The following is a 22,786-nucleotide window of genomic DNA, read 5'->3' on the forward strand; positions in this document are numbered from 1 at the left end:
TATGCAAAACCGTGGGGCATCCACGGTTTTTTCTTTCTGGGTCCGACCAACGTGCAGGCAACGATGCAATATCAACTCATTTCACAGCAAGCCGAACTGGATCAGTATCTCGCTTCCCTGGCCGACGTTCCCCTGGCCATCGATACCGAATTCGTTCGCACCCGTACCTACTATCCTCAGCTCGGTCTGTTCCAGATCTATGACGGCGAGCGCCTCGCCCTGCTGGATCCCCTGACGCTCGATCTCTCCGCTTTGTGGCAGCGCCTAGGCCGGGCAGGGCAGATCGCCATTTTGCACGCCTCCGGCGAGGATCTGGAGCTTATCCAGCATCAGGCGGGTCATCTGCCGAACCAGATGCACGACACCCAGCTGGCGGCGGCCTTCCTGGGCCATGGCGTCTCGGTCGGCTTTGGCGCCCTGGTCAACGAATTCCTCGGGGTCGAGCTTGAGAAGGATCAGGCTCGCACCGACTGGCTGGCTCGTCCGCTTACCCCTCGTCAGCTGGAATATGCCGCGGCGGATGTCTTCTATCTGCTGCCCCTCTACGACAAGGTGATGAGCAAGCTGCGCGAGAGCGGCAAGTTCGCCTGGTTCGAGCAGGAGTGCCAGAACCACTCCGCCCGCAAGACCCAGGGGAGCGATCCCCGCCAGGCCTACCTCGAGATCGTCAACGCCTGGCAACTGGGACGCCGTGAGCTGGCCATCTTGCGCGAGCTGGCCGCCTGGCGCCAGCAGGAGGCGGTGCGCCGGGATCTCGCCCTCAACTTCGTGGTCAAGGAGCTGCACCTGTTCAAGGTGGCGGAGCGCAGGCCTGGGTCGCTGCGGGATCTCAACGAGCTGGGGCTGTCTCCCATCGAGATCAAGATCCACGGCAAGAGGATGCTGGATATCGTCGCTTCGGCCCAGCAGAGCGATCCCGAGAGCTGGCCCGAGCCCATCCGCCGGCTGGTGGACTTCCCCCAGTACAAGGCCGAGCTCAAGCGCATCAAGGCCATGGTGGAAGAGAAGGCCAAGGCCAGCAACATTCCGCCAGAGCTGGTGGCGAGCAAGAAGATCATCCACCAGTACTTCACCTGGAGCTGGCGCATGAACGAGGAAGAGCGGGCCCGGGCGGACAAGCCCATGCTGCTGCAAGGCTGGCGCCATGAGCTGGTGGGCCACCTGCTGGCGCAGTAATGGCCCCCCTTCTGTGATGAAAAAAGCCCCGGCAGTCCGTGCTGCCGGGGCTTTTGCTTGTCCGGGCGTTCCCGCCTTCACTCTGTCATGAGTCAGCCGCTTGCCTTGCTGCTGCCGCTTTCTCACCTTCCTGGCAGTCAACGACCAGGCTAAGCCTTGTTGAATGCAGGCCCTGACTCAGGTCCCGCACGGCTATGCCGATAGCTGGTGGGTCTCGTCGCCGAAGTAGGTACGAACGATATCGGCCCCCGTGGTGCCATAGCCGCTCAGGGTCGCGATGTCGACAAAGTTGGCGCCACCGGCACTGCCGTTGACATCCACCTGCACCCTGATGTCGCTGCCGGACTGCACCACCTGGACAAAATCGCCGACCTGGCTGATGCCGGGAGCAAAGTTGGCGTCCAGCAGGGCCGAGAGGTCGATGCTGTCGCCTTCGCCGGCGTTGTAGTCGAGGATAGTGTCGACCCCTTCGCTGAGGTTGAGGTACTTGAACTGGTCGGCCCCGCTGCCGCCCGTCAGAATGTCTGCCCCCAGGCCGCCTTCAAGCACATCGTCACCGGCGCCGCCGGACAATGAGTCGTTGCCGGCGCCTCCTCTGAGCACATCGTTGCTACTGCTGCCGGTCAGGTTGTCGTCAAAGCCGGAGCCGATCACCCCCTCCATATTCTTGTAGCTGTCGCTGCCCAGGCCGACCGTGGCCAGATTGACCAGGGTGCTGCTGCCACTCTGCACCAGGTTGAAATTCAAGGCACCGCTGGCATCGGACAGGTCCAGCAGATCGATGCCGCCAGCCCCGTCCAGTGTATCGTTACCGCCACCACCGCGGATCACGTCATTGCCTGCGCTGCCAGTCAGGGTGTCGCTGTAGGCCGAGCCGATCACCCCCTCCATGTTCAGGTAAATGTCATTGCCCAGACCCTGGCCGAAGTTGAACTGTACCGCGCTGCTGCTTTGTACCAAGGTAAAGTTGATGCTGCCGGTGGCATCGGACAGGTCCAGAAGGTCGATGCCGGCCCCACCATTTAGGGTGTCATTATTGCCGCCGCCACGCAGCACATCATTGCTGTCCCCACCATTTAGGGTGTCGTTGTTGTCGCCACCGATCAGCAGATCGCCAGGTGTTCCCCCAGTGAGGGCGTCATTACCGCCCTTGCCGTCGATATAGGAGGCGGCGTAGACGCCCTCACTGCTGAGATCGACGGTATTGGCGCCACCGCCAGGACCGGTATCGCTAGTGGCGCGGATGTCCAGGGTGACGGTGGCCACGCTCGTGTTGAGGCCGTCAGACAGGGTGTAGGTGAAGCTGCCCGCGGTGGCCCCGGTGATCGAACCCGAGAGGAAGCTGATGGTGCCGTCTTCGTTCAGCAGCAGGTTCTGGATGCCGACCGCATTGCCGACCTCGGTGATGCGAAGGGAGGGTCCGTCGATATCGACATCGTTGGCCAACAGGGCGCTAACGGCGAGCTTGACCTGAGTATTGGTGGATACGATGACGCGATCATTGGTCGCCACGGGGGCGTCGTTGAGTGCCGTCACCGTAATCGCGGCGGTGTCGGTGCTCGTGGAGAAGGCGCTCGATCCGCCATTGACCAGGGTGCTCGCCTTGATGCCGGCCGTACCGCTGCTCAGATCCCAGGCGCGGAAGGTGATGCCTTCGCTGAGAGTCCCGTTGAAGTCGTTGCTGCCCTGGAAGTACAGGCGGGTGTTGGCGTCCGCCGCCAGCAACAGGGCTGCGCTGTTGGAAACGGCCCCGATCTGCGACCAGCTGCTGCCGCTATTGGTCGAATACCACCAGGTGCCGTGCGTGGAGTCGAGCCCGGTGATCGCCATGCCGATCAGCGATCCGTCGTCAGTGACGTTGTCCAGTCCTCCCGCTGCCGAACTCAGATCGACCAGGGACGCGACCAGGGTTCCGACCGCACCACTGGGGGCGCCGGCGTCTTCCTGCACACTGGTCAGGACGGGCGAAGCCGCTGCATTGAGGGTTGGTGCACTGTTGTCGGCAGTGCCGGTGATATTGATGGTCACAGAGGTGTGCGTGCCGTCGGCGCTGACCACGTCGAAGCTGTCGGTGTAGAGCTGGCCGTCGACGAACTCGTTGTGCGCCGAGTCGGCGTTGTAGCTCCAGGCGCCGCTGGCGTCGATGCTGAAGTGGCCATAGCTGCCGGCAGTGTCGTTCTGCACGACGAAGCTCTCGTCGCTGTCGACGTCGCTGATGGTCAGGATGCCACTGGTGCTGATATCCGCAGCGGAGTCGGTCTCGATGAGGTTGGCAATATCGGCGCTGAGTATGGCTGCGTCGTTGGTGCCGTGCATGGTCACGGTCAACACCTGGGTGGTGCCGTCAGCGGTGGCAACGGCGATGGAGTCGGTGTAGTCCTGGCCTCCGACAAACTCGTCGTGGGCGCTGTTCATGGCGTAGGTCCAGGTGCCATCCGCCGCGATGCTGAATGTGCCGTAGCCGTTGCTGCCGGCAACGTTGGTCTGCACCACGAAGGCGGCGGAGCTGTCCACATCGGTGGCGTCGAGTTTGCCGCCGGTGCTCTGGGCTGCGTCGGTTTCGGTCAGCTGGGCGGTGCTGGAGCCGGTGATGACGGCGGCATCGTTGGTGCCGTGCATGGTCACGGTCAACACCTGGGTGGTGCCGTCAGCGGTGGCGACGGTGATGGAGTCGGTGTAGTCCTGGCCTCCGACAAACTCGTCATGGGCGTTGTCCATGACGTAAGTCCAGGTGCCGTCCGCCGCGATGCTGAACGTGCCGTAGCCGCTGCTGCCGGCAACGTCGGTCTGCACCACGAAGGCGGCGGAGCTGTCCACATCGGTGGCGTCGAGTTTGCCGCCGGAGCTCAAGGCTGCGTTGGTTTCGGTCAGCTGAGCGGTGCTGGTGCCGGTGATGACGGCGGCATCGTTGGTGCCGTGCATGGTCACGGTCAACACCTGGGTGGTGCCGTCGGCGGTAGCGACGGTGATGGAGTCGGTGTAGTCCACGCCGCCCACGAACTCGTCGTGGGCGCTGTTCATGGCGTAGGTCCAGGTGCCATCGGCCGCAATGGTGAACTTGCCGTAACCGTTGTTGCCGGCAACGTCGGTCTGCACCACGAAGGCGGCGGAGCTGTCCACATCGGTGGCGTCGAGTTTGCCGCCGGTGCTCTGGGCTGCGTTGGTTTCGGTCAGCAGGGCGGTGCTGGTGCCGGTGATGATGGCCGCATCGTTGGTGCCGTGCATGGTCACGGTCAACACCTGGGTGGTGCCGTCGGCGGTAGTGACGGTGATGGAGTCGGTGTAGTCCACGCCGCCCACGAACTCGTCGTGGGCGCTGTTCATGGCGTAGGTCCAGGTGCCATCGGCCGCAATGGTGAACTTGCCGTAACCGTTGTTGCCGGCAACGTCGGTCTGCACCACGAAGGCGGCGGAGCTGTCCACATCGGTGGCGTCGAGTTTGCCGCCGGTGCTCTGGGCTGCGTTGGTTTCGGTCAGCAGGGCGGTGCTGGTGCCGGTGATGATGGCCGCATCGTTGGTGCCGTGCATGGTCACGGTCAACACCTGGGTGGTGCCGTCGGCGGTAGTGACGGTGATGGAGTCGGTGTAGTCCACGCCGCCCACGAACTCGTCGTGGGCGCTGTTCATGGCGTAGGTCCAGGTGCCATCGGCCGCAATGGTGAACTTGCCGTAACCGTTGTTGCCGGCAACGTCGGTCTGCACCACGAAGGCGGCGGAGCTGTCCACATCGGTGGCGTCGAGTTTGCCGCCGGTGCTCTGGGCTGCGTTGGTTTCGGTCAGCAGGGCGGTGCTGGTGCCGGTGATGATGGCCGCATCGTTGGTGCCGTGCATGGTCACGGTCAACACCTGGGTGGTGCCGTCGGCGGTAGTGACGGTGATGGAGTCGGTGTAGTCCACGCCGCCCACGAACTCGTCGTGGGCGCTGTTCATGGCGTAGGTCCAGGTGCCATCGGCCGCAATGGTGAACTTGCCGTAACCGTTGTTGCCGGCAACGTCGGTCTGCACCACGAAGGCGGCGGAGCTGTCCACATCGGTGGCGTCGAGTTTGCCGCCGGTGCTCTGGGCTGCGTTGGTTTCGGTCAGCAGGGCGGTGCTGGTGCCGGTGATGATGGCCGCATCGTTGGTGCCGTGCATGGTCACGGTCAACACCTGGGTGGTGCCGTCGGCGGTAGTGACGGTGATGGAGTCGGTGTAGTCCACGCCGCCCACGAACTCGTCGTGGGCGCTGTTCATGGCGTAGGTCCAGGTGCCATCGGCCGCAATGGTGAACTTGCCGTAACCGTTGTTGCCGGCAACGTCGGTCTGCACCACGAAGGCGGCGGAGCTGTCCACATCGGTGGCGTCGAGTTTGCCGCCGGTGCTCTGGGCTGCGTTGGTTTCGGTCAGCAGGGCGGTGCTGGTGCCGGTGATGATGGCCGCATCGTTGGTGCCGTGCATGGTCACGGTCAACACCTGGGTGGTGCCGTCGGCGGTAGTGACGGTGATGGAGTCGGTGTAGTCCACGCCGCCCACGAACTCGTCGTGGGCGTTGTTCATGGCGTAGGTCCAGGTGCCATCGGCCGCAATGGTGAACTTGCCGTAACCGTTGTTGCCGGCAACGTCGGTCTGCACCACGAAGGCGGCGGAGCTGTCCACATCGGTGGCGTCGAGTTTGCCACCTGTGTTCTGGGCTGCGTCACTTTCGCTCAGGGTAAGAGTGCTGGTGCCGGTAATGACGGCGACGTCGTTGACGCCAGCAAACTGGATAGTGGCCGTCGCCCAGCTCAGGGTGCCATTACCGAGACGAATCGAGTAGGTGAAGCTGTCACTCAGGGTCTGCCCGGGGGAGAGCGCCTGCAGGGCCTCTCTGAATGTGGCGGACAGGGTGCTGGCATCGTAGCCCACCTTGCCCTCCGCGGTGATCCAGATCTTGGCGCCATAGTAGCTAGTGTCTGTGCTGACCGACTCGTATCTGGCTGTGTCCTGGGTGAGGAGGTCGGTGGGGGCATAGGTCTTGAGAGAGCTCGATTCGCTGATCCCGTCATCCAGGGACCAGAGGGTTTTCGCATTGCCGCCCAGGTCGTTGGCCATGACGTCCAGATAGACGATGCCGGTGAAGTCTTCGGTGATGAGGCTGCCACTCACGCCATCGATGAGGGCGGTGCTGAAACTGTCGTCCTTGGCTTGGGTGGTATTGGAAAATGAGGTCACGGTTCCGCCGTCTGTCGTGGTGGTGGCCATCTCTGCTCTCCTTGGCTTCAGATGTGAAGGTTGCCTTCTTGGCAACCTGTTCGCGCACTTGGCAACACAGGGGGCTATTTCACCAGCAGTTGCAGCCCCTTGATCTGGACCGCTATCCCGGTCAGACAGCCCTCTTGCTCCCGTCTCACAACCTGCCCGCAGCAGCGCAGCGTCATGGCGCCGTGTGTCATGCCCATGTCGAGCTCGAAGCAGACTTCGCACTCAGTCATGGCCGCGCCCTCGAGTTGCAGGTAACAGCCGCCGATGCTGATGTCCCGGGTGTAGCCCGTCTGGCCCGAGAGCCGGATCGGCAGCACCGCCGCGACGCGCTCATGCCGACGGGCATGGGGGTGGGATGGAGTTGTCATGCAGATAGCCTAGGCCAGAAGGGGAAGATGAAAAATGGAAGAATCAGACCGATTTATGTGGGACAAAGTGTCGGTCGACCCAGGACAAAACCAGGATATTTCAACTAATTTGAGAGGGGACCATTGTCAGGCAGGATGCCTGTCACGTTGTCGTAGGCGTAGGGGGCGGGGTATGGATACCAGAATCAATGTCATCGTGATCTGCGACTTGCCGATAGTCGCCTGGGGGTTGTGCGGGGCGATCAATACGATGCCTGGCGAGATGAAGGTGATTGCCTGCGTGGCCGATCCGGCCGAGGCTGTGCAGTGGATTGCGCCGGGCAGGACCTATGTCGTCCTGTTCGATCTGGATGGCAGCAATGGGATGGATCAGATCCCCTCCTTGCTCTCTGGCACCCAGGTGCGCGTGCTGACCATTGCCACCACGGAGGACATGGATCAGCAGGACAGGGCGGTCATGGCCGGCGCCTGCGGCGCCATCAGCAAGCGTGAGTCGGTCGAGGTGCTGTGCAAGGCCATCCGCAAGGTGCACGGAGGAGAATACTGGGTGGATCGCGCCGCGACCGAACGCATCCTGATGGCCATCGCGCGGGAGAGGGGAGCGAGTCATGCCGAGCAGGCTAAGATCGCGCGCCTGACCCGCAAGGAGAGGCAGACCATCGCCGCCATCACCCTGGGTCTGGAGGCGAGCACGCTGGAGATCGCCGAGCGCCTCAACATCAGTGAGCATACCCTGCGCAATCACTTGACCTCCATCTACACCAAGCTGGGGGTGCGCAACCGCATGGGGCTCTATGCCTATGCGCAGAAACATGCGCTGACGGAATAGGAACGCCGGATTTGGAAGCGCCCCTCTAGCCGCCACACATCTGGGCCGGCTCGCAAAAAGGCGCCCGCCTGAGCAGCAGGTTGTCAGACGGGACCTTGGCAAGGGGGAGGGCAATGAGGGGATGAGTGAGGGGAGAGGTGTTCCCCCTCAGAGTTCGTGGGCGTGAAATCCCTTGCGATAGCGGGTTTCGCAGCGCGGGCAGCGCTGCAGGGTGGGATCCTGATCGAGCTGGTCGATGTCGAGCGGCTCCTCGCAATCGGAACAGAGCCCGTAGAGCCCCAGATCCATCTGGCAGAGTGCGGCGTCGAGCCGCTTGAGACGCGCCACGCTCTGCTCCACCTTGGGCAGATCGAGGCGACTGGTCAGATCCACCAGTTGATCCCGCTCGCAGTTCTCCACCTTCTGTGCCCAGTCATCTTGTCGACAGGCCTTGAGCTGACGGATCAGCTCCTCTCTTGTTTGCGCCCAGTCGGTCAGAAGGCGCTCATGCCATTCGGCCAACCGGGCTTGCGTCACTTCACACACAGCAGCCCCCAAAGACGAGTCATAAAACCCGGCCAGTATAGGGAAAGAAGCGGTTTATCAAGATGACATGAGTCAAGTAAAAGTGGGTTAGCTCACAGTTTTCGCGGCTTGCAGCAAGGCGTCCCGGATAGGTCCTGTCTCTTTGTGCAGACGAATCTCCTGGAAAAGTACGGCAGCCTGGGGATATTCACGCTTGAGATAGCTGAACCACTGCTTGATCCGGCTGGGATAGTAGTCGGCCTTCTCGCTCGCCAGATCCTGCTCGGTGTAGGTCACCATCAGCTGCAGTACCTCGGCCCAGCTCATGTGGGCACACCCCGTCTTCATCACATTGGCGAGGTTGGGCAGGGAGATGGCGCCCCGGCCCACCATGAGGGCATCGCAACCGGACACCCGGGCACAGGCGAGGGCATCCTTGTGATCCCAGATCTCGCCGTTGGCGGTGACGGGGATGGGCAGGGCGCGACGGATGGCGTCCACGTACTCCCAGTGGGCCGGCGCCTTGTAGCCTTCGCGCTTGGTGCGGGCATGCACTGCGAGTTCGTCGGCGCCCCCCTGATAGACCGCCTGGGCGTTGTCCAGGTAGAGCTCCTTGTCGTCGTAGCCGAGGCGGATCTTGGCGCTCACCGGCAGGTGAGCGGGCACGGCCTCTCGCACCGCCTTGACGATGTGATAGACGGTTTCGGGTTCCTTGAGCAGCACGGCGCCCCCCTTGCTCTTGTTGACCGTGGGAGCGGGGCAGCCGAAGTTGAGATCGACCCCGGGAGAGCCGAGCTCGATGGCGCGCACCGCGTTTTCTGCCAGCCATTCGGGGTGCTGGCCCAGCAGTTGCACCCGTACCGGGGTGCCGGCCCGGGTCTTGCCATCCTGCTTGAGCTCGGGGCAGAGGCGATAGAAGACCTTGGCGGGCAGCAGCTGATCGACCACCCGGATGAATTCGCTGACGCAGAGGTCGTAATCGTTGACGGAGGTAAGCACCTCCCGCATCAGGTGATCCAGCACCCCCTGCATGGGGGCCAAAATAACGCGCATAGCTGCTTCCGAAGACAAGGGGAGAAAAAAGAGCGCAGATTGTAGTGGCAATGGCTGGCGTTGTCAGCCGTCTGCCCACTCGATGAACCCAATCGACTGCCGCTGCCTGGGCCAGGCTGTCAGCCTCCGGGCCAACTCTGTTAGGCTAAAGGCAGAGATACATTCAGAGGAGTACCCATGAAACGCTGGTGTCTGATGGCCCTGGGCTGGCTCGCCTTTGCCACCGGGATACTCGGGATAGTCCTGCCCCTGCTGCCGACGACGCCCTTCATGCTGCTGGCGGCGGCCCTCTTTGCCCGATCCTCCCCCCGGTTTCACCGCTGGATGCTGGCCCATCCCTGGTTCGGCCCGCCCATTCTGGACTGGCAGCAGTATCGCGGCATTCGCCGCCATGCCAGACGCCGTGCTGTCATCTTCATCCTGATCTCCTTCTCGGTGTCGCTCCTGGTCGTGCCGCTGCCCTGGGTGAGGCTGTTGCTCGTTGTCATAATGGTGATCCTGCTCACCTGGTTGATGCGCCTGCCGGTGCTGGAGCCAGTTGCAATGAAGAAGTGAAATCCCTAAGCTATTGCGGCAATAATGCTATGGAGTCGGCCTGTCATTTTTTGCATGACGGGCCTTTTTATTGCCCGCTGGCGGGCATAGCAAGAGACGCCACGCCTGGGCGCAAAAATAAGCGGTCAAATAATGAATCCGGATACCCTGAAGTTTATCGAAGCGAGCATCAAGACCATCCCCGACTATCCGAAGCCGGGCATCCTGTTTCGCGACATCACCAGCCTGATCGAGAACGCCGAGGCCTTCAAGGCCACCATCGATCTGCTGGCCGACCATTATCGTGATCAAGGGATCACCAAGATCGTCGGCACCGAGGCCCGCGGCTTCATCTTCGGCGCCCCGGTCGCCTACGCCATGGGGCTGGGGTTCGTGCCGGTGCGCAAGCCGGGCAAGCTGCCCCGCAGCGTCATCGAGGAGTCCTATGCCCTCGAGTACGGTACCGATACCCTGCAGCTGCACAGCGATGCCATCGTGCCCGGTGACAAGGTGCTGGTCGTGGACGATCTGCTGGCCACCGGCGGCACCGTCGATGCCACCGTCAAGCTGATCCGCCGTGCCGGCGGCGAGGTGGCCGATGCGGCCTTCATCATCTCCCTGCCGTCCCTCGGCGGTGAGGACCGTCTGACTGCCGCTGGCGTCAAGGTGGTCTCTCTGGTGGAACTCGCGGGCGCCTAAGCCGCGAAGCGGCGTGACTGGCAGGCCTCGTCAGCCTGCCAACCGCCGACAACCGGTGCCTGAATGGGCACCGGTTTGAAAATCAAGCGATCCCTCCCAAGGCGGCCGATAGGCCATACAGCCCGCTCCCCATTTGTGTTAGCATCCTGCCTCAATGCCTCGTTTTCCAGCATCGAGATCTATGAGCTATCAGGTTCTGGCGCGTAAATGGCGCCCCCATACGTTTGAACAAGTGGTTGGCCAGCAGCATGTGCTGACCGCCTTGACCAATGCCCTGGATCAGGGGCGGCTTCATCACGCCTATCTGCTGAGCGGGACCCGCGGGGTCGGCAAGACCACCATCGCCCGTATCCTGGCCAAGAGCCTCAACTGCGAGCAGGGGATCAGCAGCCACCCGTGCGGCGTGTGCGACACCTGCCGCGAGATCGATCAGGGCAACTTCGTCGATCTGCTGGAGATCGACGCGGCGTCCCGCACCAAGGTGGAAGATACCCGCGAGCTGCTGGACAACGTCCAGTACCGCCCGGCCCGCGGCCGCTTCAAGGTGTACCTCATCGACGAAGTGCACATGCTGTCGCGCCACAGTTTCAATGCGCTGCTGAAAACCCTGGAAGAGCCGCCCCCCTATGTGAAGTTCCTGCTGGCCACCACGGATCCCCAGAAGCTGCCCATCACCATCTTGTCGCGCTGCCTGCAGTTTCATCTCAAGAGCCTGGATCAGACCCAGATCGCCAAGCAGCTCGAATGGGTGCTGGACAGGGAAGGCCAGCCCTTTGAACCGCGGGCACTGCTGGCCCTGGCCAAGGCGGCCGACGGCAGTATGCGCGATGCCCTGAGCCTGACGGATCAGGCCCTGGCCCACGGCAACGGCAGCGTGCGGCTGGACAGCGTGCTCACCATGCTGGGGACCCTCGATCACCACCATCTACATCAGTTGCTGGAGGCCATCCTGCGTCAGGATGCGCCGGCCACCATGGCCAAGATCACCGAAATCGCCACCCTGGGGCCGGATTTCGACCAGCTCCACGCCGAGCTGGAAGCCCTGCTCCACCGGGTTGCCATGGCGCAGCTGCTGCCGGCCAGCGTGCAGGAGCAGGGGGCGGATGCCGATGCCCTGCTGCAACTGGCCCGGGCCATGAGCCCGGAAGAGGTGCAGCTCTGCTATCAAATCGTGCTGGGGGGGCGCAAGGATCTGCCCTGGGCTCCCGATGGACGCACCGCGCTGGAGATGACCTGCCTGCGGATGCTCGCCTTCTCGCCGCGCCGTGAGGTGATGCACCCCGCCAACCTGACGGCCTTGCCGCCAGCCATGGCCGGGCAAGTCCCCTCAGCGGTGGGGAGGGAGGCCGTATCGACCCTGCCGGGAAAGCCTCAAGGGGCTGAGCCGGCCCCGCATCAGGGGACCAGGGCGATCGGTGCGAGCGAACCCGCAGCCATGGCGGCGAGCGGACCCATGCCTGAGTTGCAGGCCGATGAACCGGCACCCGGTGACGATGAGCCCAATGCGAGCCTCTTTGCCGAGCAGAGCGAACTGCTGCAAGCCGCAGAGCAAATGGGGTACGAGGTGCAGTCCATGGCGCCTGAGGCGAGACCGGACGACCTGGCTGCCGCAAAGGAGGCCTGCGAGCCCGAATCGTCGCATTCTTCCCATGATGGCCCCGCTCCCGCGCCAGACCGGGAGCCCGAGGCGGCGCCTTCGGCGGCCTCCAGCATGCAGAGCCTGCTGGGCAAGCGCAATCTGCTGCGCAGTCGCCTGCGCGGCGAGCAGAGCGCGGGCGCCGCGCCCGCCCGGACGGCCCCCAAATCGCTGGCTGTCGCAAAACCTGCGCCTGGTGTGCAAGCCGCCGTCCCCTCGTCCCTGGTTGCCGAACTACCTGTGGCGCGACCGGATAGTCAGGGGCAAGCGCCCGCCCTGGGGTATGACGATCTGCCGCCCCTCGATGCCTATGAAGAGAGCGGCAGTGACTACGAAGAGTATCTGAATCAAGGCTTCAGCGACGGGTTCGCCAGCGCCCCGCTGCCGGAGCGGGCTGCACCGGTCCCTCATCCTGCCACTGTGACCATGGTTCCCCCGGAGCAGGACCTGCCGCCCTGGGATCTGGACGCTGACGTCAGCCGGCGGGCCACGGCACCGTCGACTGCGCCGTTCTCGCCTCCCGTGGCCGTGCCTCAGGAGGCTGTGAGCAGGCCGGAACCCGCCGTCCCGGTGATGGAGACCATCGATTGGGACGCGCTGGAAAATGACGATCAGCCGGAGGACGCGGGGGAGGTATCCCGTCTGATCCCGTCCTCTCTCCTGGTCAACTGCGGCGATCCCTGGGCCGAGCTGATCGCCCGTACCGGGGTGGGGGGCCGGCTGCGCCAGCTCGCCATCAACTCGGTGATGAGCCAGCAGGGGGAGCTGGTCTCCCTCGTTCTCAAACCAGAGCAGCGTCATCTGGTGAGCGACAAGGCCCGCGCCGATCTGGCCGAGATCATAGGCCCGGCATTGGGGGGCAGGGTGCGCATCGAGGTGACCCTGGGCACAGATCCCGAGCGGGAGACGCCGCTCGAGATTGAGCACCGTCTCTATCTCGGGGTCCGTGAGCAGGTGAGCCGGGATCTGGCGGCCGATCCCAACGTACAGTTTTTGCAGCAACGATTCGGCGCCGTGCTCCATCCCGAGAGCATCGAGCCCCTGAGTCGCTGACGCGCGGTCAAAAAACCGCGTCGGGGTCTGGATCCCCGTTGAAAAGCCTTTTGGCTGCCCCCACTTAGGGCAGATGAACCCACAGCCCGGCGCTGGATGCCGGATTTCAAGACGAGAGACGATCTATGTTTGGTAAAGGTGGAATGGGTAACCTGATGAAACAGGCCCAGCAGATGCAAGAGCGCATGCAGAAGATGCAGGAGCAGCTGGCCCAGATGGAAGTAGTCGGCGAAGCCGGCGCCGGCATGGTCAAGGTGACCATGGCAGGCAGCCACAGCGTGCGCCGCATCGAGATCGATCCCAGCCTGATGGAAGATGACAAGGAGATGCTGGAAGATCTGGTCGCCGCCGCCGTCAACGACGCCGTGCGCCGGGTGGAAGAGCAGAACAAGAGCAAGATGAGCGAGCTGACCGGCGGCATGCAATTGCCCCCGGGCTTCAAGATGCCGTTCTGAGGATCTGATTCCTTTTAAGTCAAGAGGCTGTGCCTCGTGATGACGCAGCGGATACGGTTACCCCGTCCCCGCTGCGTTTTGTTTTTCCTCCACCCAGCCCACTATTGTGCCGGGCCTGTCTGGGCAAGGCGAAGTCCCCTTCCCGAATGCGCTGCGTCGCAGCTGTCCGTGTGGCAGGGCCTGGTGCTATGCCTTGCAGCCAGCCGGCATCCCCGCATTATCAGGCTTGCTGCGGGTTTGAGGCGCATCTGGCTCACCTGATCGAGAGAATATTGCCGCCCCGCTCACGAGTACCCATCTGATGGGGCGCACGTCACCATGAACGACGGATCTATTCCATACGCTAGAGCAGCAGCCTGACGCATTGATATGCTCGGGAGGAAGGGGGCATATAGCCCAGATGTGGCACCAGTAAAAGAAAAGGCCCCGGATTCCCGGGGCCGGTGTGTATTACTTGCTGCTCTGGACGGTGGTGTAGCTGTTGATCAGATTGCGATAGTCGGGGATGTGGTTGGCGAACAGGGTGCCCAGGCCTTCCACATCGTTGCGCCAGTCGCGGTGCAGTTCACAGGCGGCGCCAAACCAGGTCATCAGCTGTGCCCCGGCGGATGACATGCGATCCCAGGCCGAGTGACGGGTGATCTCATTGAACGTTCCCGAGGCATCGGTGATGACAAACACCTCGTACCCCTCCTCGAGCGCGGACAGGGCCGGGAAGGCCACGCACACCTCGGTGACGATGCCGGCGATGATCAGCTGTTTCTTGCCGGTGGCCTTGACTGCCTTGACGAATTCCTCGTTGTCCCAGGCGTTGATCTGCCCGGGGCGGGCAATGTAAGGGGCATCCGGGAAGGTCTCCTTGAGCTCCGTCATCAATGGGCCGTTGGGCCCGTTTTCGAAACTGGTGGTCAGTATGGTGGGCAGCTGGAAATACTTGGCGGTCGCGGCCAGCGCCAGGACATTGTTGCGAAACTTGTCCGGCTCGATGTCGCGCACCAGGGAGGAGAGGCCGGCCTGGTGATCCACCAGCAGCACGGCAGCGTTGTGCTTGTCGAGTTTGACGTAGGGCTTGTTCATGACTTTTCTCCAGGTTTGTTGGTCAGGACATTCACGCTGGGGATCCAGCACTTCGTGGTTGTTGCAGGACGATTGATGCCTTGCTCCACCTGGCTTATCCAGGGGGAGCAGGCCAGCCAGCACGGGAGCCAGTGTGATGCCCTGTGCCATCCCGGCGTGGCCGACATGGGCGCCTGGCTGTTCACTGTGCGCCTGTTGCCGGACTCGGGGTTCAGCGTCCGATCTGGCCGAAACGGCCGCTGTTGTAATCATTGATGGCCTGCACGATCTCTTCCTGGGTATTCATGACGAAGGGACCGTGACCGACGATGGGTTCATTGAGGGGGGCGCCATTGAGCAGCAGCAGCGTCGTCTCCTCCTCGACCTCCATCACCAGTTCCGTGCCGCGGCGCTCCATGACTGCCAGTTCGGCGGTGCGGATCGGGTGGCGGTCGCCAAGACGGATAGCCCCTTTGAGCACGAACAAGGCGGTGGTGTGCCCTTCCGGCAAGGGGATCGTGACCCTGTGGTGGGCGTTCAGGCGCATGTCCCAGACGTTCATCGGGGTAAAGGTGCGGGCAGTGCCAGCTGTCTCGCCGAAGCGCCCGGCGATGATGCGCGCTTCGCCAGCGCCATCCGGCAAGGCCACCCGAGGGATCTCTCCTGCGGTGATGCCCTGGTAGCCAGGGGCCGTCATCTTGTCACGGGCGGGCAGGTTCACCCACAGCTGCACCATCTCGAAGGCGCCACCTGTCCTGGCAAAGTCCGGGCTGTGGTACTCCTCGTGGATAAGGCCGGACGCGGCCGTCATCCACTGCACATCCCCCGGTCCTATGGTGCCGCCGCCCCCCGAGGAGTCTCTGTGCGAGACGCCGCCTTCATAGACGATGGTCACCGTTTCGAACCCGCGATGAGGATGCTGGCCGACCCCGAGCCGATGGGATGTGGCCGGGAAAGTGGCCGGGCCCGCGTAGTCCATCAGCAGGAAGGGGGACATCTCCTCGGCGATGTCGTTGTAGGAGAAGATGCTCCTGACGGGGAAGCCGTCACCCACCCAGTGTCGTCCGTTGCTGCGCTTGATAAATGCCAGTTCTTTCATCTCGGTGTCTCCATGAAGCGATGGAAACAGTGTAGGAAGTGGTCATCTGTCCAACTAGGTGGTTAAATCAGAAAACACTTTCTATTGAGTTGGATGATGGACTTCAATCAGGTCGTTGTATTCGTCAAGGTCGTGCAAGCCGGCAGTTTCAGTGCCGCTGCCCGTCTGCTGGGGTTGCCGACCTCAACGGTCAGCCATCGGGTGGCCATGCTGGAGAAGCGACTGGGCGTCACGCTCTTGCAGCGGACGACCCGTCGCCTGCATCTGACCGAGGCCGGACAGATCTATTTCGAGCACGCCTCGACCGGGCTGGCGCATGTGTTCGATGCCGAGGCCGCCGTGACCGAGTCGCGGGAGGAGCCCTGCGGGTTGCTGCGGATCACGGCGCCCGTTGATATCGGCGACCAGATACTGTCGTCGCTCCTGGGGCAGATGCGCAGCCAGTGGCCAAAGGTCGATGTGGAACTGGTGTTGATGAACCGCTACGTGGATCTGGTCGCAGAAGGCGTCGATGTCGCCATCCGTACCGGCCCACTCAAGGACTCGACGCTGATCGCCAGGCAGGTGGGCGTTGCGCGCTGGGCACTGTTTGCGAGCCCGGATTACCTCGCCAGTGCGCCGGCGCTCGATGCACCGCAGGCGCTGCGACAGCATGCCTGCCTGCAGTTCACCCCACTGGGCAAAGAGGCCTGGGACCTCCAGGACGAGGCCGCCAACAGCCTGACCGTCTCTTTGTCACGGCAGACGCTGATCAACGATGTCGGCTTGATCATGACCATGGTCCTGGCCGCTGAGGGGGTGGCACTCTTGCCGTCCTACCTGTGTCGCCAGGCCTGCGACGAGGGGAGACTGGTGGCTGTCCTCCCTCAATGGCATGGGAAGGTCGACCCCATCCATATCGTCTACCCAAGGCAGCGCTTCATGTCCCCCGGATTGCGTGCCTTTGTCGATCTCGCCACGCTGGCCCTGCGAAGGTGGTTCGATTGAAGCGTTATTCTTGTCCATCATCAGTCTGGTGCCATCAGGCGCTGTGTTGATGAGCGGTATCGCGCCGCCGCGCCGGACAGTCATCAGGGTCAGAGGCTGTCAGGATGCGGGCGGACGGGGCGGGCTGCACGGATCACTCTCGTGGTTCCGGCTCCTGGTGACCACGGGTGTCCGAAGGGAAGAGGGCACCACTACATCAAAAACATTGTGAAAAGCGACCAGAACCCGGATAAACCTGAGCCGGGATTTGGTTTTTTTCATGCTTTTCATCGGCCTGACTTTATACATAACCATTAATGAATTAGTCATAAAGGCTTTATTCATTTGACTACTTTTCGAGTTTCTCATTGCAGAGTAAGATGCCACTTCAATAAAAATAAGAATTAGGAGTTCGGGTGTGAAGGCATTAGAGAAAGAAAGGATATCGCCCTATATCAGCCAGTTATACGAGTGCGGTATTAATGATTCTGACATTAAGCTGGTGGTGGACCAATTTCGCGCGGACGTCTCCTGCAGCTCGTCCCTGTTTTTATTGCGGGACGATGACAAGAGCGACGGAATAAAGCTCTTTTCCAGCGGGTTGAGCGAGGCCCAGCAACAGTTTTATGTACAGCACCATCGCCAGGATGTGTGGTTCAATCATTATCTGGACAAGGGCTGTCAGGGGATCGTCAGCGCCAACACCATCTCCAGCTCGGTGGGTCTGCTGGCAAGCTTCGGCGCCCAGTTTGCGGCCGGTGGCGTCTGCCGGGTGAAGGGAAGGGGTCTTAGCAGCCTGTGCAGCTATCGCGGTGCCTCCCAGGATGACTTCAGCAGCCGGGAGCTCATGTCGCTGTCGGAGATCTATTCCGGTCTTGCCGCGTGGAGCCACCATTATTGGAATCTGCTGGCCCTGGAAACCCAGAACTACCAGTTGCAGCAGCTGGTAAAAAATCATAATAAGCCCAGCGCCATCATAGATGACAAGGGACATATCCATTATTCCAATGTGGCATTCAACCGCATTGCCGATGAAAATGTGGAACTGCGCGCCATCAATGGCATTTTCTCTTTGCAAAATAAAGAGCAGCAGCGCCAGCTCAAGGAGATCCTCAACGGATTTGCCTATTTGCTGCCGGGGGCAAGCGCCTATATGTCCATTCCCCGCCAGGCCAACCTCAGGCCGCTGCTGATCCAGTGCACCCTGATGAGCGGCCTCAGCCGTTTCGAGCGTTATGTGGAGGTGGTGCTGCGCGACCCCGAGCACTCCTTCAACCCGGACATCGAAGCCTTGGCCAGCCTCTATCCGCTCACCATCGGCGAGAAGGAGCTGCTGGTGCTGATGAGCAAGGGGTACAGCAGCAACGACATCGCCGAACTGCGCGGGGTCAAGGTGGAAACCGTGCGTTCCACCCTCAAGGGCGTCTTCAAGAAGACCGACTGCCACAGCCAGAACGAGCTGCTGCTGTTGCTGCAATCCATCTCCTGATCCGTGCGCGCTATGCTTGGAGTGAGCCGGACATAGTGCCCGGCTCTTGCCTCCCCTCGGGAGGCCTGTTGGGGGAAAACGTCATGGAATCACTCAAGGCAAAGGAATACATGCAGACCAAGCCCATCACCTTCAGCGCGGAGATGATGGTGCAGGCGGCGGTGGAGAAATTTCTCAACAGCCATCAGCTGGGCGGCCCCGTGGTGGACAGCCGGGGGCATCTGATTGGTTGGGTATCCGAGCAGGATTGCATCGCCGTCATGCTCAAAGAGGCCTACCACTGTGAACAGGTGGCCCAGGTCAAGGATGTGATGCGCAAGGAGGTGCTGGCGGTGGGCCCCGACACCAGCATTCTGGATCTGGCCGAGATGATGATGGGGCAGAAACCCAAGATCTATCCGGTGGTGGAGGAGGGGCGCCTGCTCGGGGTGATCAATCGCCACAACGTGATGCAGGCCATCCATGCCCAGCTCGGCACCTGCTTCGTGCACCACCAGGCCAGAGTCTGACGCTCCCTGTGTCACGGCATTCATGAGCAGGCCCCGGCCTGCTCTTTTCATCCGTGGTTGTCATGAGGGCTCCGGTTCATGCCCTGGTGCGCCGCTTTAAGGCTTGCACCCTCCGGCCTCGCTCTTTAGGATCGCTCCCAGCTTGTCGATATGGCCCCCTTGCCGGGCACTCTTTTAAGGAATTCGTACCTTGTCTCTCTCTATCGAGGCGCTGCGCCGCCGTCTCTCTGCCTGCATGAACCTCGACGCCCGCCGTCTCTCCAGCCGTCTGCACGGCGTCAAGAAGTTGCCGGAAGCCAAGCAAGGCCAGGTGCTTGAGACCATAGCCGCCGAGCTGGATGCCGCCCAGGCGCGCTATCAGTCCCGTCTGGCGGGCGTCCCCAGGGTCACCTATCCGGACAACCTGCCGGTGAGCCAGAAGCAGGCGGAGATCGCCAAGGCCATTCAGGACCATCAGGTGGTGATCATCGCCGGGGAAACCGGCTCGGGCAAAACCACCCAGATCCCCAAGATCTGCCTGGCGCTCGGGCGCGGGGTCAAGGGCTTTATCGGCCACACCCAGCCGCGCCGCCTCGCGGCCCGCACCGTGGCGGCCCGCATCGCCGAGGAGATGGAGTCTGAGCTCGGACATTACGTGGGCTACAAGGTGCGCTTTACCGATCAGGTGAGCGAGCAGACCCACATCAAGCTGATGACCGACGGTATCCTGCTGGCGGAGATCCAGAACGACCGGATGCTGACCCAGTACGACACCATCATCATCGACGAGGCCCACGAGCGCAGCCTCAACATCGACTTCATCCTGGGCTACTTGAAACAACTGCTGCCCAAGCGCCCGGATCTCAAGGTGATCATCACCTCGGCCACCATAGACCCACAGCGTTTCTCCCGCCACTTCAACAAGGCGCCGGTGATCGAGGTCTCCGGTCGCACCTACCCGGTGGAGGTGCGTTACCGCCCGCTCACCAGCGATAAAAGTGAGGGGCTGGAGGAGCGCGACGAGCTGCAGGGGATCTTCGATGCGGTGGAAGAGCTGGCTAGAGAAGGTTTAGGAGACATCCTTGTCTTCATGAACGGCGAGCGGGAGATCCGCGACACCGCCGACGCCCTGCGCAAGCTCAACCTGCGCGACACCGAGGTGCTGCCGCTCTATGCCCGCCTCTCCAACGCCGAGCAGAACAAGGTGTTCCAGCCCCACGCCGGGCGGCGCATCGTGCTCGCCACCAACGTGGCGGAGACCTCGCTGACGGTACCGGGCATTCGCTACGTGATCGATCCGGGCACCGCCCGCATCAGCCGCTACTCCTGGCGTACCAAGGTGCAGCGCCTGCCCATCGAGCCGGTCTCCCAAGCCAGCGCCAACCAGCGTAAAGGTCGCTGCGGCCGGGTGGCGGACGGGATCTGCATCCGTCTCTACTCGGAGGAGGATTTCAACGGCCGCCCGGCCTTCACCGATCCCGAGATCCTGCGCACCAACCTGGCCTCCGTCATCCTGCAGATGCTGGCGCTCGGCCTTGGCAACATGGAGGCGTTCCCCTTCGTCGAGCCACCCGAGTCGCGCCATATCAAGGACGGCCTGACCCTGCTCAAAGAGCTGGAGGCGGTACGCGAGCTGCCTGCCACCGGCGATCACGAAGCTAAACTTCAGCTGACCGAGACTGGTCGCCAGTTATCGCGCATCCCCCTTGATCCGCGTCTGGCGAAGATGGTGATCAGCGCAGCGCAGACCGGTTGCCTGAGCGAGGTGATGGTGATCACCTCTGCTCTCAGTATTCAGGATCCCCGCGAGCGGCCCATGGAGAAGAAGCAGGCCGCCGACGAACAGCACAGACGCTTTGAAGACAAGGATTCCGACTTCCTCGCCTTCGTCAATCTGTGGAACTACCTGAAAGAGCAGCAGGATGCCCTTGGCAGCAACCCGTTCCGCCGCATGTGCCAGAAGGAGTTTCTCTCCTACCTGCGGGTGCGCGAGTGGCAGGACATTCACTTCCAGCTGCGTCAGACGGTGAAAGAACTTGGTTTTAAAGCCAACCATGAACCGGCGGATTTCAAGACGGTGCACTGCGCGCTGCTGACCGGCCTCTTGAGCCACATCGGCAACAAGGATCTGGAAAAGCCCGAATTCCTCGGGGCCCGCAACGGTCGTTTCCACCTGTTCCCGGCCTCGGGTCTGTTCAAAAAGCCGCCCAAGTGGGTGATGGCCGCCGAGTTGGTGGAGACCTCGCGCCTCTACGCCCGCATCAACGCCAAGATTGAACCCGAGTGGGTGGAGCCGTTGGCAGGTCACCTCATCAAGCTGCACCACAGCGACCCTCACTGGTCGAAGAAAAATGGCGCCGTGATGGCCAAGGAGAAGGTGACCCTCTATGGCCTGACCCTGGTTGCCGAGCGCACCATCAACTTCAGCCGTATCGATCCGGCCCTGTGTCGTGAGCTCTTTATCCGCCGCGCCTTGGTGGAGGGGGATTTCGAGACCCGCCACCGCTTCTTCGAAGGCAACCGCAAGCTCCTGGCCGAGGTGGAGGCGCTGGAGCACAAGTCGCGCCGGCGCGACATTCTGGTGGATGACGAGGACTTGTTCCGCTTCTACGATGCCCGCCTGCCGGAGGAGGTCATCTCCGCCCGTCACTTCGACAAGTGGTGGAAGGAGGCGCAAAAGCAGGATCCCGAGCTGCTCAACTTCGAGAAAGAGATGTTGATGAAGGGGGACGCGGCCCACATCAGCGATCTCGACTACCCCAACTTCTGGCAGCAGGGGCGTCTCAAGCTCAAGTTGACCTACCAGTTCGAGCCGGGGGAGGCGGCGGATGGCGTGACCCTGCATATTCCGCTGCCGCTCCTGAACCAGGTGGAAGTGAAGGGGTTCGAGTGGCTGATCCCGGGGCTTCGTCACGAGCTGTTGGTGGCCCTCATCAAGTCGATGCCAAAACCGATGCGCAAGAACTTTGTGCCGGCGCCCAACTACGCCGATGCGCTGCTTGCCAGCATCAACCCTGAGCAGGGGCCGCTGCTGGACGAGATGGAGCGCCAGCTGCGCCGCATGACCGGCGTGACCGTGCCCCGTGAATCCTGGGACTGGTCTGCGGTGCCCGATCACCTGAAACTCACCTTCCGGGTGGTGGACGACAAACACAAGAAGGTGGCGGAAGGCAAAGATCTGGAGGCATTGAAAGAGTCGCTGCGCGGCAAGGTGCAGGAGACCCTGTCACAAGTGGCGGACGATGACATCGAGCAGTCCGGCCTCACCCTCTGGAGCTTTGGCGAGTTGCCCCAGGAGTACAGCCAGAAGCGGGGCGGGTTTGAGGTGAAAGCCTATCCGGCCCTGGTGGATCAGAAGGATTCGGTCGCCATCCAGCTGGTGGAGAGCCCGGTGGTGCAGCAGCAGCTGATGTGGGCTGGTCAGCGCCGGTTGGTGCTGCTCAACGTACCATCCCCCATCAAATACCTGCAGGAGAAGTTGCCCAACAAGGCCAAGCTGGGCCTCTATTTCAACCCCTTTGGCAAGGTGGCCGAGTTGATTGACGACTGCATCGCCTGCGGCTGCGACAAGCTCATCGAGCAGCACGGCGGCATGGCCTGGGACGAGGCCGGTTTCGAGGCGCTCAAGGAGTATGTCCGCGCCGAGCTCAACGACGCCGTGGTGGAGGTGGCCAAGCAGGTGGAAGCCGTGCTGACCCTCTCCCATGAGATCAAGAAACGGCTCAAGGGCAAGATGCAGCTCGATACCGCCTTTGCCATGTCGGACATCCAGCTGCAGCTGGACAAGCTCATCCACAAAGGCTTCGTCACCGAGACCGGCTGGCAGCGGCTGCCTGACCTGCTGCGCTACCTGAGGGCCATCGAGCGGCGTCTGGAGAAGCTCGCCATCGATCCCAACCGGGATCGGGTCTACATGCTCAAGGTGCAGAGCGTGGAGTCGGAGTACAAGGCGCTGCTGGCCAAGATCCCCAAATCCCAGCCGATGCCACCCGAGGTGGCCAATATCCGCTGGATGATAGAGGAGCTGAGAGTCTCCTTCTTCGCCCAGCAGCTGGGGACGCCGTACCCCATCTCGGATAAACGGGTGCAGAGCGCCATCGCCCAGTGCTAAGCTGCTATCTATCTGTTTTATTGGATAGAATGAGAACAGAGAAGGCTTGA

16 protein-coding genes are annotated in these 22,786 nt (G+C 62.2%); 10 read left to right on the forward strand and 6 right to left on the reverse strand.

What is annotated here, in order from left to right; translation table 11 throughout:
• Positions 1-63: 63 nt before the first annotated feature.
• Positions 64-1,176: a ribonuclease D gene (gene rnd, locus I6L39_RS16350; RefSeq protein ID WP_216990246.1), complete on the forward strand. Its 1,113-nt coding sequence runs from the start codon at positions 64-66 to the stop codon at positions 1,174-1,176.
• Positions 1,177-1,368: 192 nt separating this feature from the next.
• On the opposite strand, the gene I6L39_RS16355 is transcribed toward rnd, so the two are convergent.
• Positions 1,369-6,396: a VCBS domain-containing protein gene (locus I6L39_RS16355; RefSeq protein ID WP_216990247.1), complete on the reverse strand. Its 5,028-nt coding sequence runs from the start codon at positions 6,394-6,396 to the stop codon at positions 1,369-1,371.
• A gap of 74 nt (positions 6,397-6,470) precedes the next feature.
• Positions 6,471-6,764, reverse strand: coding sequence for a PilZ domain-containing protein (locus I6L39_RS16360; RefSeq protein ID WP_216990248.1), 294 nt, complete (start codon positions 6,762-6,764; stop codon positions 6,471-6,473).
• Between the two features lie 172 nt (positions 6,765-6,936).
• Between I6L39_RS16360 and I6L39_RS16365 the strand changes: the two genes are divergently transcribed.
• Positions 6,937-7,593 (forward strand): response regulator transcription factor, encoded by a 657-nt coding sequence (locus I6L39_RS16365; protein WP_216990249.1) that lies wholly within the window; start codon positions 6,937-6,939, stop codon positions 7,591-7,593.
• 147 nt (positions 7,594-7,740) lie between these two features.
• Here I6L39_RS16365 and I6L39_RS16370 read toward each other — a convergent pair whose 3' ends face one another.
• A complete protein-coding gene (locus I6L39_RS16370) occupies positions 7,741-8,109 on the reverse strand; it encodes a conjugal transfer protein TraR (RefSeq protein ID WP_216991822.1) in 369 nt (122 codons plus the stop codon).
• A 96-nt stretch (positions 8,110-8,205) separates the two neighbouring features.
• Entirely contained in the window at positions 8,206-9,150 is a 945-nt protein-coding gene (gene dusC / locus I6L39_RS16375) for a tRNA dihydrouridine(16) synthase DusC (protein ID WP_216990250.1), read from the reverse strand.
• A gap of 177 nt (positions 9,151-9,327) precedes the next feature.
• Here dusC and I6L39_RS16380 point away from each other — a divergent pair, with 177 nt between their 5' ends.
• The 4 genes from I6L39_RS16380 (at position 9,328) to I6L39_RS16395 (ending at position 13,527) form a co-directional block, all read left to right on the forward strand.
• Positions 9,328-9,705: a YbaN family protein gene (locus I6L39_RS16380; RefSeq protein WP_216990251.1), complete on the forward strand. Its 378-nt coding sequence runs from the start codon at positions 9,328-9,330 to the stop codon at positions 9,703-9,705.
• 132 nt (positions 9,706-9,837) lie between these two features.
• Positions 9,838-10,383: an adenine phosphoribosyltransferase gene (apt, locus tag I6L39_RS16385; RefSeq protein ID WP_216990252.1), complete on the forward strand. Its 546-nt coding sequence runs from the start codon at positions 9,838-9,840 to the stop codon at positions 10,381-10,383.
• A gap of 181 nt (positions 10,384-10,564) precedes the next feature.
• Positions 10,565-13,072: a DNA polymerase III subunit gamma/tau gene (dnaX, locus tag I6L39_RS16390; protein WP_216990253.1), complete on the forward strand. Its 2,508-nt coding sequence runs from the start codon at positions 10,565-10,567 to the stop codon at positions 13,070-13,072.
• 125 nt (positions 13,073-13,197) lie between these two features.
• Entirely contained in the window at positions 13,198-13,527 is a 330-nt protein-coding gene (locus tag I6L39_RS16395) for a YbaB/EbfC family nucleoid-associated protein (protein ID WP_042077772.1), read from the forward strand.
• Positions 13,528-13,977: 450 nt separating this feature from the next.
• On the opposite strand, the gene ycaC is transcribed toward I6L39_RS16395, so the two are convergent.
• The gene (gene ycaC / locus I6L39_RS16400; RefSeq protein ID WP_042077773.1) at positions 13,978-14,604 is read right to left on the reverse strand and encodes an isochorismate family cysteine hydrolase YcaC; all 627 of its coding nucleotides are present in this window, start codon (positions 14,602-14,604) and stop codon (positions 13,978-13,980) included.
• A gap of 211 nt (positions 14,605-14,815) precedes the next feature.
• Positions 14,816-15,682 carry a pirin family protein gene (locus tag I6L39_RS16405; RefSeq protein WP_216990254.1) on the reverse strand — a complete coding sequence of 289 codons (867 nt, stop codon included), beginning with the start codon at positions 15,680-15,682 and terminating at the stop codon, positions 14,816-14,818.
• Positions 15,683-15,778: 96 nt separating this feature from the next.
• Between I6L39_RS16405 and I6L39_RS16410 the strand changes: the two genes are divergently transcribed.
• The 4 genes from I6L39_RS16410 to hrpA all read left to right on the forward strand — a co-directional run bounded on the left by I6L39_RS16410 (position 15,779) and on the right by hrpA (position 22,736).
• The gene (locus I6L39_RS16410) at positions 15,779-16,669 is read left to right on the forward strand and encodes a LysR family transcriptional regulator (protein WP_209793122.1); all 891 of its coding nucleotides are present in this window, start codon (positions 15,779-15,781) and stop codon (positions 16,667-16,669) included.
• 397 nt (positions 16,670-17,066) lie between these two features.
• Positions 17,067-18,137 carry a helix-turn-helix transcriptional regulator gene (locus tag I6L39_RS16415; RefSeq protein ID WP_042077776.1) on the forward strand — a complete coding sequence of 357 codons (1,071 nt, stop codon included), beginning with the start codon at positions 17,067-17,069 and terminating at the stop codon, positions 18,135-18,137.
• An 83-nt stretch (positions 18,138-18,220) separates the two neighbouring features.
• Positions 18,221-18,646, forward strand: coding sequence for a CBS domain-containing protein (locus tag I6L39_RS16420; protein WP_216990255.1), 426 nt, complete (start codon positions 18,221-18,223; stop codon positions 18,644-18,646).
• A gap of 190 nt (positions 18,647-18,836) precedes the next feature.
• Positions 18,837-22,736, forward strand: coding sequence for an ATP-dependent RNA helicase HrpA (hrpA, locus tag I6L39_RS16425; RefSeq protein ID WP_216990256.1), 3,900 nt, complete (start codon positions 18,837-18,839; stop codon positions 22,734-22,736).
• Positions 22,737-22,786 lie beyond the last annotated feature (50 nt).

The sequence above is a fragment of the Aeromonas sp. FDAARGOS 1409 genome (assembly GCF_019048705.1).
In the GTDB taxonomy this organism is placed as follows: domain Bacteria; phylum Pseudomonadota; class Gammaproteobacteria; order Enterobacterales; family Aeromonadaceae; genus Aeromonas; species Aeromonas sanarellii.